Origin of the sequence: Pseudomonas caricapapayae (assembly GCF_001400735.1) — a bacterium.
GTDB classification, from domain to species: domain Bacteria; phylum Pseudomonadota; class Gammaproteobacteria; order Pseudomonadales; family Pseudomonadaceae; genus Aquipseudomonas; species Aquipseudomonas caricapapayae.
Genome location: NZ_LJPW01000132.1, coordinates 68 through 13789 on the forward strand (window position 1 = coordinate 68; position 13722 = coordinate 13789).

The 13722-nt window shown below is 59.3% G+C and carries 13 protein-coding genes; 7 read left to right on the top strand and 6 right to left on the bottom strand.

The annotated features are described in order from the left end of the window. Positions 1–157: 157 nt before the first annotated feature. Genes efeO (ALO80_RS18175) through efeU form a run of 4 tightly spaced genes read right to left on the bottom strand, consistent with a single transcriptional unit; the run spans position 158 to position 4433 of the window. Entirely contained in the window at positions 158–982 is an 825-nt protein-coding gene (gene efeO, locus ALO80_RS18175; protein ID WP_054988016.1) for an iron uptake system protein EfeO, read from the bottom strand. Positions 983–1011: 29 nt separating this feature from the next. Next, positions 1012–2334: an iron uptake transporter deferrochelatase/peroxidase subunit gene (efeB, locus tag ALO80_RS18180; protein WP_054988017.1), complete on the bottom strand. Its 1323-nt coding sequence runs from the start codon at positions 2332–2334 to the stop codon at positions 1012–1014. 24 nt (positions 2335–2358) lie between these two features. Then, entirely contained in the window at positions 2359–3570 is a 1212-nt protein-coding gene (gene efeO, locus ALO80_RS18185) for an iron uptake system protein EfeO (protein WP_055010008.1), read from the bottom strand. An 8-nt stretch (positions 3571–3578) separates the two neighbouring features. Continuing rightward, entirely contained in the window at positions 3579–4433 is an 855-nt protein-coding gene (gene efeU, locus ALO80_RS18190) for an iron uptake transporter permease EfeU (protein ID WP_055010009.1), read from the bottom strand. Between the two features lie 230 nt (positions 4434–4663). Between efeU and ALO80_RS18195 the strand changes: the two genes are divergently transcribed. The 4 genes from ALO80_RS18195 (at position 4664) to ALO80_RS32350 (ending at position 7823) form a co-directional block, all read left to right on the top strand. Next, positions 4664–5380 (top strand): 2OG-Fe(II) oxygenase, encoded by a 717-nt coding sequence (locus ALO80_RS18195; protein ID WP_055010010.1) that lies wholly within the window; start codon positions 4664–4666, stop codon positions 5378–5380. Between the two features lie 140 nt (positions 5381–5520). Then, the gene (locus ALO80_RS18200) at positions 5521–6186 is read left to right on the top strand and encodes a DNA-3-methyladenine glycosylase family protein (protein WP_055010011.1); all 666 of its coding nucleotides are present in this window, start codon (positions 5521–5523) and stop codon (positions 6184–6186) included. Between the two features lie 71 nt (positions 6187–6257). Beyond that, the gene (ada, locus tag ALO80_RS18205; protein WP_055010012.1) at positions 6258–7403 is read left to right on the top strand and encodes a bifunctional DNA-binding transcriptional regulator/O6-methylguanine-DNA methyltransferase Ada; all 1146 of its coding nucleotides are present in this window, start codon (positions 6258–6260) and stop codon (positions 7401–7403) included. 12 nt (positions 7404–7415) lie between these two features. After that, complete coding sequence (locus ALO80_RS32350) at positions 7416–7823, top strand: Ada metal-binding domain-containing protein (protein WP_083493327.1); 408 nt, start codon at positions 7416–7418, stop codon at positions 7821–7823. Between the two features lie 61 nt (positions 7824–7884). Here ALO80_RS32350 and ampC read toward each other — a convergent pair whose 3' ends face one another. Next, entirely contained in the window at positions 7885–9054 is a 1170-nt protein-coding gene (ampC, locus tag ALO80_RS18215) for a class C beta-lactamase (RefSeq protein ID WP_055010014.1), read from the bottom strand. Between the two features lie 216 nt (positions 9055–9270). Between ampC and ALO80_RS18220 the strand changes: the two genes are divergently transcribed. Continuing rightward, entirely contained in the window at positions 9271–10644 is a 1374-nt protein-coding gene (locus ALO80_RS18220) for a SulP family inorganic anion transporter (RefSeq protein WP_235812495.1), read from the top strand. A 68-nt stretch (positions 10645–10712) separates the two neighbouring features. Beyond that, the gene (gene zapE, locus ALO80_RS18225) at positions 10713–11828 is read left to right on the top strand and encodes a cell division protein ZapE (protein ID WP_055010015.1); all 1116 of its coding nucleotides are present in this window, start codon (positions 10713–10715) and stop codon (positions 11826–11828) included. 3 nt (positions 11829–11831) lie between these two features. Here the strand turns inward: zapE and rarD are convergent, their stop codons facing one another. Next, the gene (gene rarD, locus ALO80_RS18230; protein ID WP_055010016.1) at positions 11832–12716 is read right to left on the bottom strand and encodes an EamA family transporter RarD; all 885 of its coding nucleotides are present in this window, start codon (positions 12714–12716) and stop codon (positions 11832–11834) included. Between the two features lie 271 nt (positions 12717–12987). Here rarD and ALO80_RS18235 point away from each other — a divergent pair. Then, positions 12988–13722: MFS transporter (locus tag ALO80_RS18235; protein ID WP_144434236.1), on the top strand; the 735-nt coding region annotated here is incomplete at its 3' end.

Genomic DNA, 13722 nt, shown 5'->3' on the forward strand with positions numbered 1-13722 from the left:
GGGCCAAAGTAACCAAACCCCCTGATCAGCGTCAGGGCTCAGCCGTCAATGACGTCGCGCTCTGCGTTGTCAGTACCATTGCGGTAAAGGCGCTTTCAGGTGCAGTGTCCACCGGCAGGGCAATGAGCCGCACCTTGAACAGGCGCGGCTCCTCGGATCAATTCAGACCCAGCTTGCCGCGCAGGGTCGACAGGTCTTCGGCCAGGGTGTTGACCGGGCCGACCAGTGCTTTGCGGTCGTTCTCTTTGACCTTGTCGTAGGTTTCAAAACCACCGTCTTTGGTCTTGTACTTCGCCAGGATCTTGTCCACGGTGGCGAAGTTCTTGTCGACTTTGGTGGAGAAGGCCTTGTCCTGCTGCTCGATCTGCGGGCGGAACAGGTCGACGATTTTCTTCGCGCCGTCGATGTTGCCCTGGAAGTCATACAGGTCGGTGTGGCTGTAACGATCCTCTTCGCCGGATATCTTGGTCGCCGCGACTTCTTCGAGCAAGGCTGCTGCGCCACCAACGACTTTTTCAGGCGGGAAGGTCAGATCGGCCACGCGTTTTTCCAGGTCCTTGACGTCGCTCATCAGCTTGTCGGCGATAGGGCCCTGATCCTTGGTGGTGTTCTGCGAGAACAGCGCATACTCCAGGCGATGGAAGCCCGTGAAGTCCTCTGCCGTCACGCCTTGCTCATGATCATCGACGCGTGAGTCGATGGACGCATCCAGGTCACTGAACAGTTCGGCAATCGGCTCTACCGACTCGTAATAGACGCGGGTAGGGGCGTACAGCTTTTTAGCCGTCGCGATGTCGCCCTTCTTCACGGCATCGGTGAACTTCTGGGTGTGGCTGACCAGTTCTTCGATGTTTTCGGTGACGTAAATCTTGTAGTCCGATACCGGACCTACCAGATCCAGCGGGGCTGTGGCCGCAAAGGCAGCCAGTGGAGTCTGGAGCAGACCAAGGGTCAAGAGCAAAGCCAGGGGCGTCTTTTTCATGAGTGTCTTCCGGGTCGGGAGTGGATAGGTCATGCGGTTTTATTGGACGATACGGCCGCCAGCAACGAACGGCCGATGAAATCCTGGTCGCCGGTTACCCCCGGCAGTGTGAAGAAGTAGCCGCCACCGACGGGCTTGAGGTATTCCTCCAGCGGTTCGCCATTAAGGCGGCTCTGCACGGTGATGAAGCCTTTTTCCAGATCGGCCTGATAGCAGATGAACAGCAGGCCCATGTCCAGTTGCCCGTTCTTGTTTACCCCGTTGGAATAATTGAACGGTCGGCGCAGGATCAGGTTGCGCTGGCTCTCGGCGGTACGTGGGTTGGCCAGGCGGATGTGCGAGTCCAGTCGGGTTTTCTTGCCTTCCGGGTCTGCCGCGTAATTGGGCACGTCGGTCTCGACTTTTCCATCCATCGGCGCACCAGTGCTTTTGCTGCGGCCGAAAATCGATTCCTGCTCCTGCAAGGGCGTGCGGTCCCAGCGCTCGACGAAATTACGAATGATCCGCACGGCCTGATAGCTGCCATTGGCGGCCCAGGCCGGCTCATCGCTGCCCGGCTGCACCCAGACCAGCTCGTTCATGGTTTTCTGGTTGTTGGAATCCGGATTTGCCGAGCCGTCCCGGAAACCCAGGAAATTGCGCGCGCTTTCTGGCGGCTGGCCGGGTTTTTTGGGGGCCTGAGGCGGCACGGTACCTTCCTGTTTCCAGCGCACCAGCAACAGGTCGGGCAGGTTCTTGACGATGTCGCGCAGGGCGTGAATGTTGCTGTCGGCGGTATTGGCGCAGAACTGGATACTCATGTCGCCGTGGCAACTGGCTGGATCCAGTGCATCGTTGGGAAACCCGGTCATACGGCTCAGGCGTTTCGGTTTGACCGGGGTCAGGCCAAAGCGCTCATCGAACAGCGATTCGCCCACCGATACGGTGATGGTCAGGTTATCCGGGGTTACTACCGGGCCGAGAATGCCCGAGTCCGGCGGTGGCAGTTTCGGATCGATCTCCGGCACCGGACCGCCGGTCATCAGGAACGCGATGCGCTCGTTCAAAGTACGGAACAGGCGTTCCAGATCTTCGCGGTCGGCAGCCAGCACGTCGAACGCGACCAGCATGCCAGCGGCTGGACGCGGATTGACGATGCCCGTCTGATGCAGACCATGAAAGTCATTATGGTCCTGGGTCTTTTCACTGTTCGGCGCTTCGGTGACTTGCGCAGGCGTTGCGGCCAGTACGTTGCCGCTCAGGCTGCTGCCTGCCAGCGCGGCACCGGCAGCACCGAGCCCCATCAGGACACGGCGACGCTGGATTGAAACGGGGGCGTTATCAGCGTCTGGATTGCTGTCTGGGGTTTTCATCGTAGTGTGCTTTGCTCCAGTGAATCAGAGGTCAGAAAGGCCAAGTGCCGCGTCTATTCCGTTGAGTGCGTCAGCGAGTGCGCCGGCTTTCGTCGCGATTTGCTGGCGTTGTCCAGCGTCCACCTGATCGTAAGGACGCGTGCCGCCTTCAGCGGTGCTCAATGCATCAAGCGAGGTGTCCAGATCAGCGATGGCCGCATCGATCTTCTGCAACAGATCGCCTGCGCTGCGGGTCAGCAGCGGACGCAGCAGGTCGACGATCTTGCGAGTACCGTCCAGATTGGCGGCAAAACCGTTGAGGTCGCTGTGGCTGTAGCGTTCTTCTTCGCCGTTGCTGCGCACATCAGCAAGGCTGCGTAACGTGCGGGTGGCGATGGCTGCGAGCTGTTCCGGGGCCAGAGACTGCGCCATCAACTGTTGCTTGAGCTGAGTGACATCGGTTTGCAGGCGCTGCGCGACGGGCGACAGTCCCTCGACGCTGTGTTGCTCATACAGGCCGTATTCGATGCGGTGAAAACCGCCAAAGCCCGGGTCCTGCTCACGTTTTTCGTAGTAATCGGCGCGAGCGTTGATTGCATTGTCCAGCTCGGCCAGGCGCTGGGCCGCGGGGGCGATGCGTTGATACGCGGCGCGGGCAGGCAGGTAGGCCGCCTGGGCTGCGCTCAGGTCACCGGCATCGATGGCTTGTTGCAGGGCAGTAACCGCCTTGATCAGGGCAGAACTTTGCAAGCTCAGGTACACCCGATATTCGGAAAGCGGACCGATGAAGGCGGTCATGGACGGACGCGCCCTGGCTTTTGCGTCGGACTCGGCAGTCGGCGTGACGTGCAGCGTGCCACGCGGGTTGCTGAGCAGGCCGCAGGTGATCGCGTAATCGCCGGGAGCCAGGTTGGCATTGATCACCTGACTGAGTCCCGGCGCAATGTTCTCTCGCTCTTCAACCACCAGCACGCCATCGAGAATTTCCCATTCGACGGCGCGTTCCGAGCGGTTGACGATGCGGAAGGCGTTCTTGCCGGCCGCGACTGTCAGGGCATTCGGCTCGCAGTTACGGGCGTGGATATTCACTACGGTTTCAGTACCGGCATTGGCTGCGCGCTTTTTTGCGGCGACCTGCGAGGCGTAATAGAACAGCCCGCCTGCGGCGATCATCAGAATCACCGAACCGGCGACAGCCAATCGCAGGACGCGGGGCGGCCGGGCGTTCTCGGAAGGCCCTGGGGGACGGATAGACATGGGTGCCCTTATTCGTTCGTAACAGAAGATGTTTTCGGCCGCATCGCCTTGCCGGTCGTCGGGGTGTGCGGCATGAAGAACAGCAGCAGCGCGCCGATCAGGTAAATCAGGTAAACGCTCAAGGTGCTCACTGTAGGGGCGTCCTGGTAACCGAACATGCCCGCCAGCACCGAGCCGGCCGGGCCGTCCATCGGCAACAACGCGCTGATGTCGAAGACCACTTCCTGCAGGTGATTCCAGACCCCGGCTTCGTGCAGTGCCTGAACGGAATTGGCGAGAATGCCTGCTGCCACCACCAGAATGAACAGCCCGGTCCAGCGGAAGAACAGGCTCAGGTTCAGGCGCATGCTGCCGCTGTAAATGGCCACGCCGAAGCCGACAGCCAGCAAAAGGCCGAGCAGGGCACCCAGAGGTGCGCCTGAGCCTTCGCTCTGCTGGAACACGGCGAGCAAAAAGAATACGGTTTCCAGCCCTTCCCGGGCCACGGCGAAAAACACCATGGCGATCAGCGCGTAGGTCTGGTTTTTCGAACCGGTGAGGGCAGCATCCAGCGACTCGTGAAGCGCGAGCTTGATCGAGCGAGCGACCTTGCGCATCCAGAACACCATGGAACTGAGAATGCCCACGGCGATCAGCCCGACAATGCCTTCGAACAGTTCCTGCTGCTTCTGCGGGAACTCGGCGCTCATCAACTCAAGCCCGCCACCGACGAACAGCGAGAGTGCGGCAGCGAGAAATACACCGATCCACACCGCAGGCATCCACTCGCCGCGGCCGGTCTGCTTCAGGTAACTGGCGATAATGCCAACAATAAGCGCGGCTTCGATGCCTTCGCGCAGCATGATCAAAAACGGAACGAGCATATCTCACCGGGTCAAAACTGTAGGGTGAACGTGTTTCAGCCATGAGCCGGAAACACTGCGTAACATAATGATACTCATTCTTGAATGCGGGTAGTTGTTTTTTATCTGCTTCTCGGTTTCGGCGGATTGTTCAGGTCAGGTTCAGCTAAAAAATCAAGGAGCAATAAATGGGAGGCGCTGCATCCTGAGTGTGGGTAGGGTGAAGGCTGCCATTTTCAGGACGCACGCCCATGCATGACCCGACGCTGCAATCGAGGCTCGATTCGGAAAACTGGAGCCAGCATCTGCACCGTATCCATGACGGGGGGTTTACGGTCTTTCGAGGCTTGTTGCGACCGGACACCTGCGCGCACCTCGCTGAGTCCTACCCTGAGGATCATTTGTTCAGGTCGTGCATCGATATGAAGCGCCACGGTTTCGGTGCCGGCCAATACAAATATTTCGCGTACCCGCTGCCCGAACCTGTAGCGACACTCAGGTTTGATATCTATCGCCGTCTTGTGCCTCTGGCCAACGATTGGAACGAGAAGCTCGGGCTCGAATATCGGTATCCCGAGCAGCACCCATCATTTCTGAACCAATGTCACGCCGCCAGTCAGACCCGGCCCACTCCCTTGCTGTTGCGGTACGCTGCGGGGGACTACAACTGTCTGCATCGAGATGTGTACGGTGACACTCTGTTCCCTTTGCAAATGGCGGTTTTGCTGTCGACACCGGGAGAGGCGTTTTCGGGTGGCGAGTTTGTCATTACCGAACAGCGTCCCAGAATGCAGTCGAAAGTAAGCGTCGTGCCTCTGGAGGCTGGTGACGCGGTGTTATTTGCAGTTGACCGGCGTCCGGTGAAGGGCGCGCGAGGTTTCTACTCGGTTTTCACCCGTCATGGCGTCAGCGAGGTTCGCACCGGGAGCCGTTTCGCTCTGGGCGTTATCTTTCACGATGCGCAATGATGCAGCCCGCCGTGCGCATCTGATCAGGAGGGCGGCGTGGTTACCGGGGCTGGAGCAGAGCGCGATCATTTGCAGAGACTGCGACGGTTCACTCACATCGAGCTTTCCTTCGGCTCATATATTTTGCTTTGGAAAACGCAATGTCACCGGAAACGAATAAAGCCGACGCGCCGCACGCCCATGCAGTCGAGTGGCTCAAGACCATCGACAGGCGATGGGAATTACTGGTCGATCACGTCGGCCCCTGCCTGCACCCCGTGACTGCCGCGCAGGATCCATTCCAGGCGCTGATCAAGGCTGTCGCGTATCAACAATTGCATGCCAGGGCCGGGGACGCGATGGTCATGAGGTTGCGCGCCCTGTTTCCGGACTCAGCCTTTCCGACCGCGCAGGCGTTGGTCGAGGTGGATGAACAGGCACTGCGTTCCTGCGGTTTCTCGGCGTCCAAGTGCCGTGCAATCAAGGCGATTGCTGTTGCCAGGGGCACGGGCCTGGTTCCCGATGTCATTGATGCACTGGCCATGAGCAATGAAGAGCTGGTCGGTCGTCTCGTTCAATTGCCGGGTGTAGGCCGCTGGACCGTGGAAATGATGCTCATCTATGGGCTCGGCCAGATGGACGTGATGCCGGCCAGCGACTATGGCGTGTGCGAAGGCTATCGACGGCTGTATGCTCTTGAGCTCAAGCCAGGTCATAAAGCGATGGCCGCAATTGCCGAACGGTTCGCACCTTTCAGAACGGTTGCAGCCTGGTATCTGTGGCGTGTGCCGATCGATTTTGTCGAACGCCACCCATTTCGAATTTGAAAGCAAGACTCGGAGTGCCAAGGTTTTCGGCTGACGATAGGCTCATGAAAACTCAAGGCGGGGCAACCACCATGAAAAGCACAGAAGATCGGGTAGCACAACGCGCTCCACGGACCGAAGACGATCCGCGCTGGAGCGCTCTGATCAATCGCCGTTCAGGGATTGACGCTGATTTTGTCTATGGCGTGCTGACGACGGGTATCTATTGCAAACCGTGCAGTCCGAGCAAGCTCCCCAAACCTGAAAACGTCGTGTTTTTCGACACTGCGAGCGAGGCGCAGGCCGCTGGTTTTCGTCCGTCCATGCGCGACAGCAGTGATCAGCAAAGCGTGGCACTCAAACATGCCGCGGCGGTTTCCGAAGCCTGCAGGTTGATAGACACGTTCGACTCGATGCCGAACCTCAACGACCTGGCGGAACGGGTCGGCATGAGCAGTTTTCATTTTCATCGCACCTTCAAGAAACTCACCGGGTTGACGCCCAAAGCCTACAGTGTCGCTTCGTTGCGCTCGCGAGTGAAAGTCCGGCTTTCCCACGATGGGACCATCACCAGTGCGCTGTATGAAGCAGGCTTCAACTCCAACAGCCGATTTTATGAGGCTTCGCAAAAAATGCTGGGCATGAAACCTTCTGAATACCGGGCAGGCGGGGCCAATGTCGATATCAGGTTTGCATTGGGGGAAAGTTCCCTGGGCTCGATTCTGGTGGCCAGAAGCACCAAGGGTATCTGCGCCATTTCGCTTGGAGACGACCCCAATGTTCTGGTCGAACGGTTTCAGGATCAGTACCCCAACGCCAATCTGATCGGCGGTGATGAGGCGTTTGAACAACTGGTCGCCGAGGTCGTGGGCTTTGTGGAGTCGCCTGCGATCGGCCTTGCGCTGCCGCTGGATATCCGCGGCACGGTTTTTCAGGAACGGGTATGGCAGGCGCTCAGGGATATTCCTGCCGGTTCGACTGCAACCTACACCGACATCGCAACCCGGCTCGGTATGCCGAGTGCGGTACGGGCAGTCGCCAATGCGTGCGGGGCCAACAAGCTGGCAGTCGCCATTCCCTGCCATCGTGTCTTGCGCAGCGACGGGTCTTTATCCGGTTATCGTTGGGGCGTCGAGCGCAAGCGTAAATTGCTTGAACTTGAACGCAAGGCTGACGATTTTCGCCTGGACGATGGCCAGCAGCACGACGGTAAAAGCTGTGACGTGCGCAAGGGATGAGGCAACTGTCAGATGTGGAAACTGCTGGATGCACAGGGTGAACCCTGCCTGAGTCGTGACCCGGGCCGACTGGGAGGACACCGACGAAGCAAGGTATACGGCCGTCTGGATTGTCCTGCCGCGCTTCTGGCTTTGAGCAAAGGCGGTTACCGGCAGCACCGGGTCTTTTTTATCGATGAGCCAACAGCCATTTCTGCCGGTTTTCGCCCCTGTGGCCGGTGCATGGTTGCCGAGTATCGACAATGGAACTCGGAAAACAGGAAACAGAATGTTCCTCGTATCATCACTGAAACAGTGATTGTCCAGCGGGTTACTTTTTCTGCTGCGCCGTCCAGCCGTTTTAGCTGCCGAACCCGGCGAGCGGCGCGGCCGGGCGCTGAACATGACCTTGAGTGGCCAACTCCATATCAGGCATCCTGATCACAGCTTCTGCGCGTTTTTCGATGACATGTTTCTGGACGACGTGGACCTCGCCGAATCGTCAGAGCGCCCGCGACTCATCTGAACAGCACTGCAATTGGTGAAGAATCCGGTACGCCAGCCTCACCCTTTCTTCATTCGGATAGTTCTTGTTGGCCAGAATCACGATGCCGAGCTGTTTTTCCGGTATGAACGCCACGTAGCCGCCGAAACCGTTGGTTGATCCGGTCTTGTTCACCCAGACCGCAGGTTGCGCTACCTGCGGCGGTTCGATCACTTCGGTTTTGAGGGTGTTCAGCAACGTGCTGGCGTTGCCCTCAAGCAGCGCTTGCAGACGAACCGGCATCGAATACTGCTCCCAGATCAGGTCCTGAGTCATGCTGCCGACCCTGAAGTAGCTGATACGGGTGTTGTTGAGTGCACGTTGCAGCGGTGCGCCATCTTGACCGGAACCGAGGTTTGCCTCGACAAAACGGATCATGTCCCGAGCAGTCGATTTCACACCATAGGCTTCAGTCGCCAGCGGGCCCGGGCTGACCCTGACCGGTTCGTCGAGTTTGTTGTAGCCCTGCGCATACAGTGCCTGTTTTTCGTCGGGCACGTTCACGTACGTGCTGCTCAGGTTCAGCGCCGGAAACAGCCGCTGCTGCAGGGCTTTCTCATACGGCAGCTTCATGCTGCGCGCCGCGACCATACCCAGCAGGCCTGCACTGGGGTTGGCGTAAGTGCGGTGGGTACCGGGCAGGTAGTCGGGTTGCCAGGCCTTGAAATAGTCCATCAATTGGCGAGTGTTCTGCACCTTGTCGGGCACTTGAAGAGGGAAACCGCCTGCCGTATGGGTGCCGAGGTGAAAGACCGGTATTTTCCCCAGACGCGTGTTTTGCAGTTGCGGCAGGTAGGTGTCGATGCTGTCGGTCAGCGACAACTGTCCATTGGCTTGGGCCCAGGTGGCCAGTGTGGCTGTGAAGGTTTTGCTGATCGAGCCCAGTTCGAACAGCGTGTCGCTGGACACTCGCTGGCCAGTGGACTTCGAGGCCACACCGTAATTGTAGAATTGTTGTGTTCCGTTGCGGGTGATGGCAATGGACATGCCCGCAATAGCGTTTTCCTCCATCACCTTTTGCGCCGCTTGCTGTACAAATGTATCCAGATCAGTGGGCAGGTCTTGAGCACAGGCAAGTGACGCGTTCAGCACCAGCCCTGCGCAAAGCAGTGTTTTGTTCCATGGCATCACATGATTTCCTTGTTGTAATGAGCCTGCGCCAATCATCGATGAATTGTGTTGCGAACACTGCTGTGGTGGCCGCTGGCGGCGGGTTTGCGTAATATGCCTGCTTTTTTGCGCTGCCTCCACGGCGCGCTGTTCAGGTAAGCCATGAAATCAATCCGTATACGCGCCGAAGTTCTGGCCGGGCTCACGACATCTTTTGCATTGGTGCCCTAGTGCATCGCCTTTGCGTTGGTGGCTCATCTCAACCCGCTGATGGGGCTCTACGGCGCATTCATTATCTGTACGTTGACGGCGTTGTTCGGCGGCCGTCCGGGGATGGTCTCCGGTGCGGCGGGTTCGATGGCGGTGGTGATCGTCGCGCTGGTGGTGCAGCATGGCGTGCAGTATTTGCTGGCGACTGTGCTGCTGGGCGGCTTGATCATGATCCTGTTCGGGCTGCTGAGGCTGGGCAAGCTGGTGCGGCTGGTGCCTTATTCAGTGATGCTGGGCTTCGTCAATGGTCTGGCCATTGTGATTGCGATGGCGCAGCTGGAGCATTTCAAGGTCGGCGAGTCATGGCTCAGTGGTACGCCGCTGTACGTGATGCTCGGGCTGGTGGCGCTGACCATGTCGATTGTCTATCTGTTACCGCGTCTGACCCGCGTTGCGCCGCCCGCACTGGTGGCAATCCTCAGTGTCGGGCTGGCGGTCTATCTGCTCGGCCTGCCAACCCGTACCCTGGGCGACATGGCGCACATCGCCGGGGGCCTGCCGGTATTCGCGTTGCCGGACATTCCGTGGAACCTGGAAACCCTGCGTATCATCGCGCCTTACGCCATCCTGATGGCGCTGGTCGGCCTGCTGGAAACCCTGCTGACCCTGAACCTCACTGACGAAATCACCGAAACCCGTGGTTATCCGGACCGCGAGTGTGTGGCGCTGGGCGCTGCCAACATGGTGTCCGGTGCCTTCGGCGGCATGGGCGGCTGTGCGATGATCGGTCAGACGGTCATCAACCTCAGTTCCGGCGGACGCGGTCGGGTATCGGGCGTGGTCGCGGGTTTGATGATTCTGATGTTCGTGCTGTTTCTCTCGCCGCTGATCGAGCGTATCCCGCTGGCGGCGCTGGTGGGCGTGATGTTCGTGGTCGCTCAGCAGACCTTCGCCTGGGCGTCGTTGCGTGTGTTGCGCAAGGTGCCGGTCAACGACGTGCTGGCAATCATTGCCGTGACCGTGGTCACAGTGCTCACCGACTTGGCAACCGCCGTGCTGTTCGGCATCATTATCGCGGCGATCAATTTTGCCTGGCAGCAGGCTCGCGAGCTGTATGCCGACAGCCATATCGAAGCCGACGGCAGCAAGATATATCACTTGCACGGCACATTGTTTTTTGCCTCGACCACGCCGTTTCTCGACCAGTTCAACCCGGCCGAGGACCCCGCTCTGGTGACCCTGGACTGCCGCCACCTGAGTTTCGTCGATTACTCGGCCATTGCTGCGCTCAAGACCTTGCGTGAACGCTATGTCAAAGCCGGCAAGCATCTGCGCGTGGTACACCTGTCCGAGCGCTGCAAGCGGCTGCTCAAGCGCGCCGGCGTGCAGCACGCATGACCCGGGTTGCGCGGCGCTGCCGTATATAGGCTGAATGTCTTTTCTCTGATACCGAGGGTGCGTGCCTGATGGATGCTGTCTCTCCGCTGCAAGCCTATGAGCGTGCCGTCCAGCGCGGTTTTCAACCCGATCAGGCGCAACTGCAGGCTGCGCGTCAGTTGCAGGCATGCTATCAGGCGCTGGCCGATTCTCGTGGCCAGGCACAAGGGGTCTATTTGTGGGGGCCGGTCGGGCGGGGCAAGACCTGGTTGATGGACCGCTTTTTCGAGAGCCTCAGCGTTCCGGCCCGGCGTCAGCATTTTCACCACTTCATGCGCTGGGTGCACAAGCGCATGTTCGAGCTGATCGGCACGCCTCAGCCTCTGACCGTGGTCGCCAGGGAGCTGGCGCGGGAAGTGCGGGTGATGTGTTTCGATGAATTGTTCGTCACTGATATCGGCGACGCAGTGATTCTGGGCGGGCTGCTGCAGGTGATGTTCGAAGAGGGCGTGGTGCTGGTCTGCACGTCCAATCAACCGCCGGAGCAGTTGTACAGCCACGGCCATAACCGCGAGCGCTTCCTGCCGGCGGTTGCCGCTATCCTGAAGTACATGAATATCGTGGCGGTTGACGGTGGTGAGGATCATCGTTTGCACCCCGGACAGTTGCACCAGCGTTACTGGGTTGCGCAGACCGGTCAGCCGAGCGCATTGAAGGCGATATTTGACGCATTGAGCGCAGGCCAGCCCGTGCATGATTCGCAGGTCATGCTCGGCTATCGCAGCATCAACGTGGTTCTGCATTCCGACACGGCAGTGTGGTGTCGCTATCGCGACCTGTGCGAACAACCATTGGCGGCGATGGATTTCATTGCGTTATGCGATCGTTTTTCGGCGATTCTGCTCAGCGAAGTTCCGCTCCTCAGCGCCGCCCAACGTGAGGCGAAGATTGCCCGCGGCACCGAGGACGGTGTCGAGCAGGTGACGGCAGGCGACCGCGAGCTGCCGCAGTTGTCGCCCAACGATGACGGCGTGCGACGTTTCATTGCGTTGGTGGACGAGTGCTACGACCGGCGCATTCCGCTGTATGTCGAAGCACCGGTGCCGATGGACGAGCTGTACACGGAAGGTTATCTGTCGTTTGCCTTTCGCCGGACCCTGAGCCGGCTTCAGGAAATGCAACTGGAGCGTTTCACCGGGTCCTGAGGCTCAAGCCGCATCCCGGCGACGCTGGGCCAGCATGTGCTTGGCACCTTCGATCATCAGTACCACGACGGCCAGCCAGATCGGTAGGTAAGTCAGCCATTCATCGCGACCGATGCTTTCGCCCAGCAGCAGGGCGACACCTACCAGCAGCACGGGCTCGACATAACTGAGCAGCCCGAACAGGCTGAACGGCAGCAGGCGACTGGCAACGATGTAACTGACCAGCGCCGAGGCGCTGATTACCCCGAGCAGGGGAATCAGCAGATAAAGCAGTGGAGCCTGCTGAATGGCTTGCGGGTGACCGTGGGCGATGAACCAGAGACCGATGGGCAGCATCAGCAGCATGTCGAACCAGAGCCCGCCCAGGTGATCGGTCTTGAGCTTGCGTCGCAATACGAAGTACAGCGGATAGCCACCTGCGACCACCAGTGTCTCCCATGAAAAGCTGCCTAGCCGCCACAGTTCGTGGCCGACACCGATCATGGCAAATACGGCCGCGACCTTCTGCAGGTACGAGAGGTGCTCGCCATACACGATGCGTCCGGTGAGAATCATGCTCAACGGCAGCAGGAAATAACCCAACGACACCTCCAGGCTGCGCCCGTGTAAAGGTGCCCACATGAAAATCAGCAACTGCGCGCCCAGCAATAGCGAGGACAGTAGCAGGCCGAATATCAGCAGCGGCTGCTGCCTGAGTCGGCCGGCCAGCTCACGAACGCGCCGCCAATCGCCGCTGACCCACATGAACAGCGTTGCGCACGGCACCGTCAGCAGCATGCGCCAGCCGAAAATCTCTTCACCGTCGAGGGGCGACATCAGCGAGGTATAGAAATACATGACCCCGAACAGCACTGAGGCCAGAACTGACAGCGCAACACCTTTGTACACAGTGGCCTCTTTTACGGATGCTCGAGAAAAGACTTGCGCACCTGCCTGGTGCGAATGGAGGCCAGTTTAGTGTGCAGGTCAGGAAAAAGCTTGGATTTACAGGCGCAATTGTCCTCACTGGACCATCTGATGGTCTGCGCACTGATAGATAACAGAGGCACGAAGGGAACGTGCCCCACTTCAGCGCATCAGACATTTGGTTAATCGATCAGCTTTGCTAGGCTGTCGCGCTGGCTGGCGCGATTCTGTCCGGCATTCACAAGGAGCATGCATGACCTCTTTCAGCACCGCAGCCCAGGATGCCAAGGCTCGGGCGGAACAGTCTTCGACGCGCATAGCGTTTTTCATTGCCGGTTTCAGTGTGGCCTCCTGGGCACCACTGGTTCCTTACGTCAAACAGCGGATGGGTCTTGATGAGGGCACGCTCGGCCTCTTGCTGTTGTGTCTTGGCGTGGGCTCGATTCTCTCGATGCCATTGGCCGGAGCACTGGCGGCGCGGTTTGGCTGTCGGCGACTGCTGGTCTGCTCGACGTTACTGATCTGTCTGTGCCTGCCGCTGTTGGCAACGATATCGAGTCTGCCGCTGCTGATCGCCACGCTGTTTCTGTTTGGCGCGGGCATGGGGGCGGTGGATTGCTCTGCCAACGTCCAGGCCGTCATTGTCGAACGTGCCAGCGGCAGGACCATGATGTCCGGGTTTCACGGGCTGTTCAGCCTGGGCGGTATCGTCGGTGCTGCGGGTGTCGCCGGTCTGCTCAGTCTGGGGGTGTCGCCGTTCCAGTCGATGCTTGTGGTGGTCGTGCTCACCCTGCTGGCGCTGGCCAAAGCCACCCCCAACCTGTTGCCTTACGGCAGTCCGTCCGATGGCCCTGCCTTTGCTATACCGCATGGCGTGGTGCTGTTCATCGGTCTGCTGTGCTTCACCGTGTTTTTGGCCGAAGGCGCGATGCTCGACTGGAGCGCTGTGTTTCTGACTTCAGCGCGCGGTGTCGAAGCGTCCTATGCC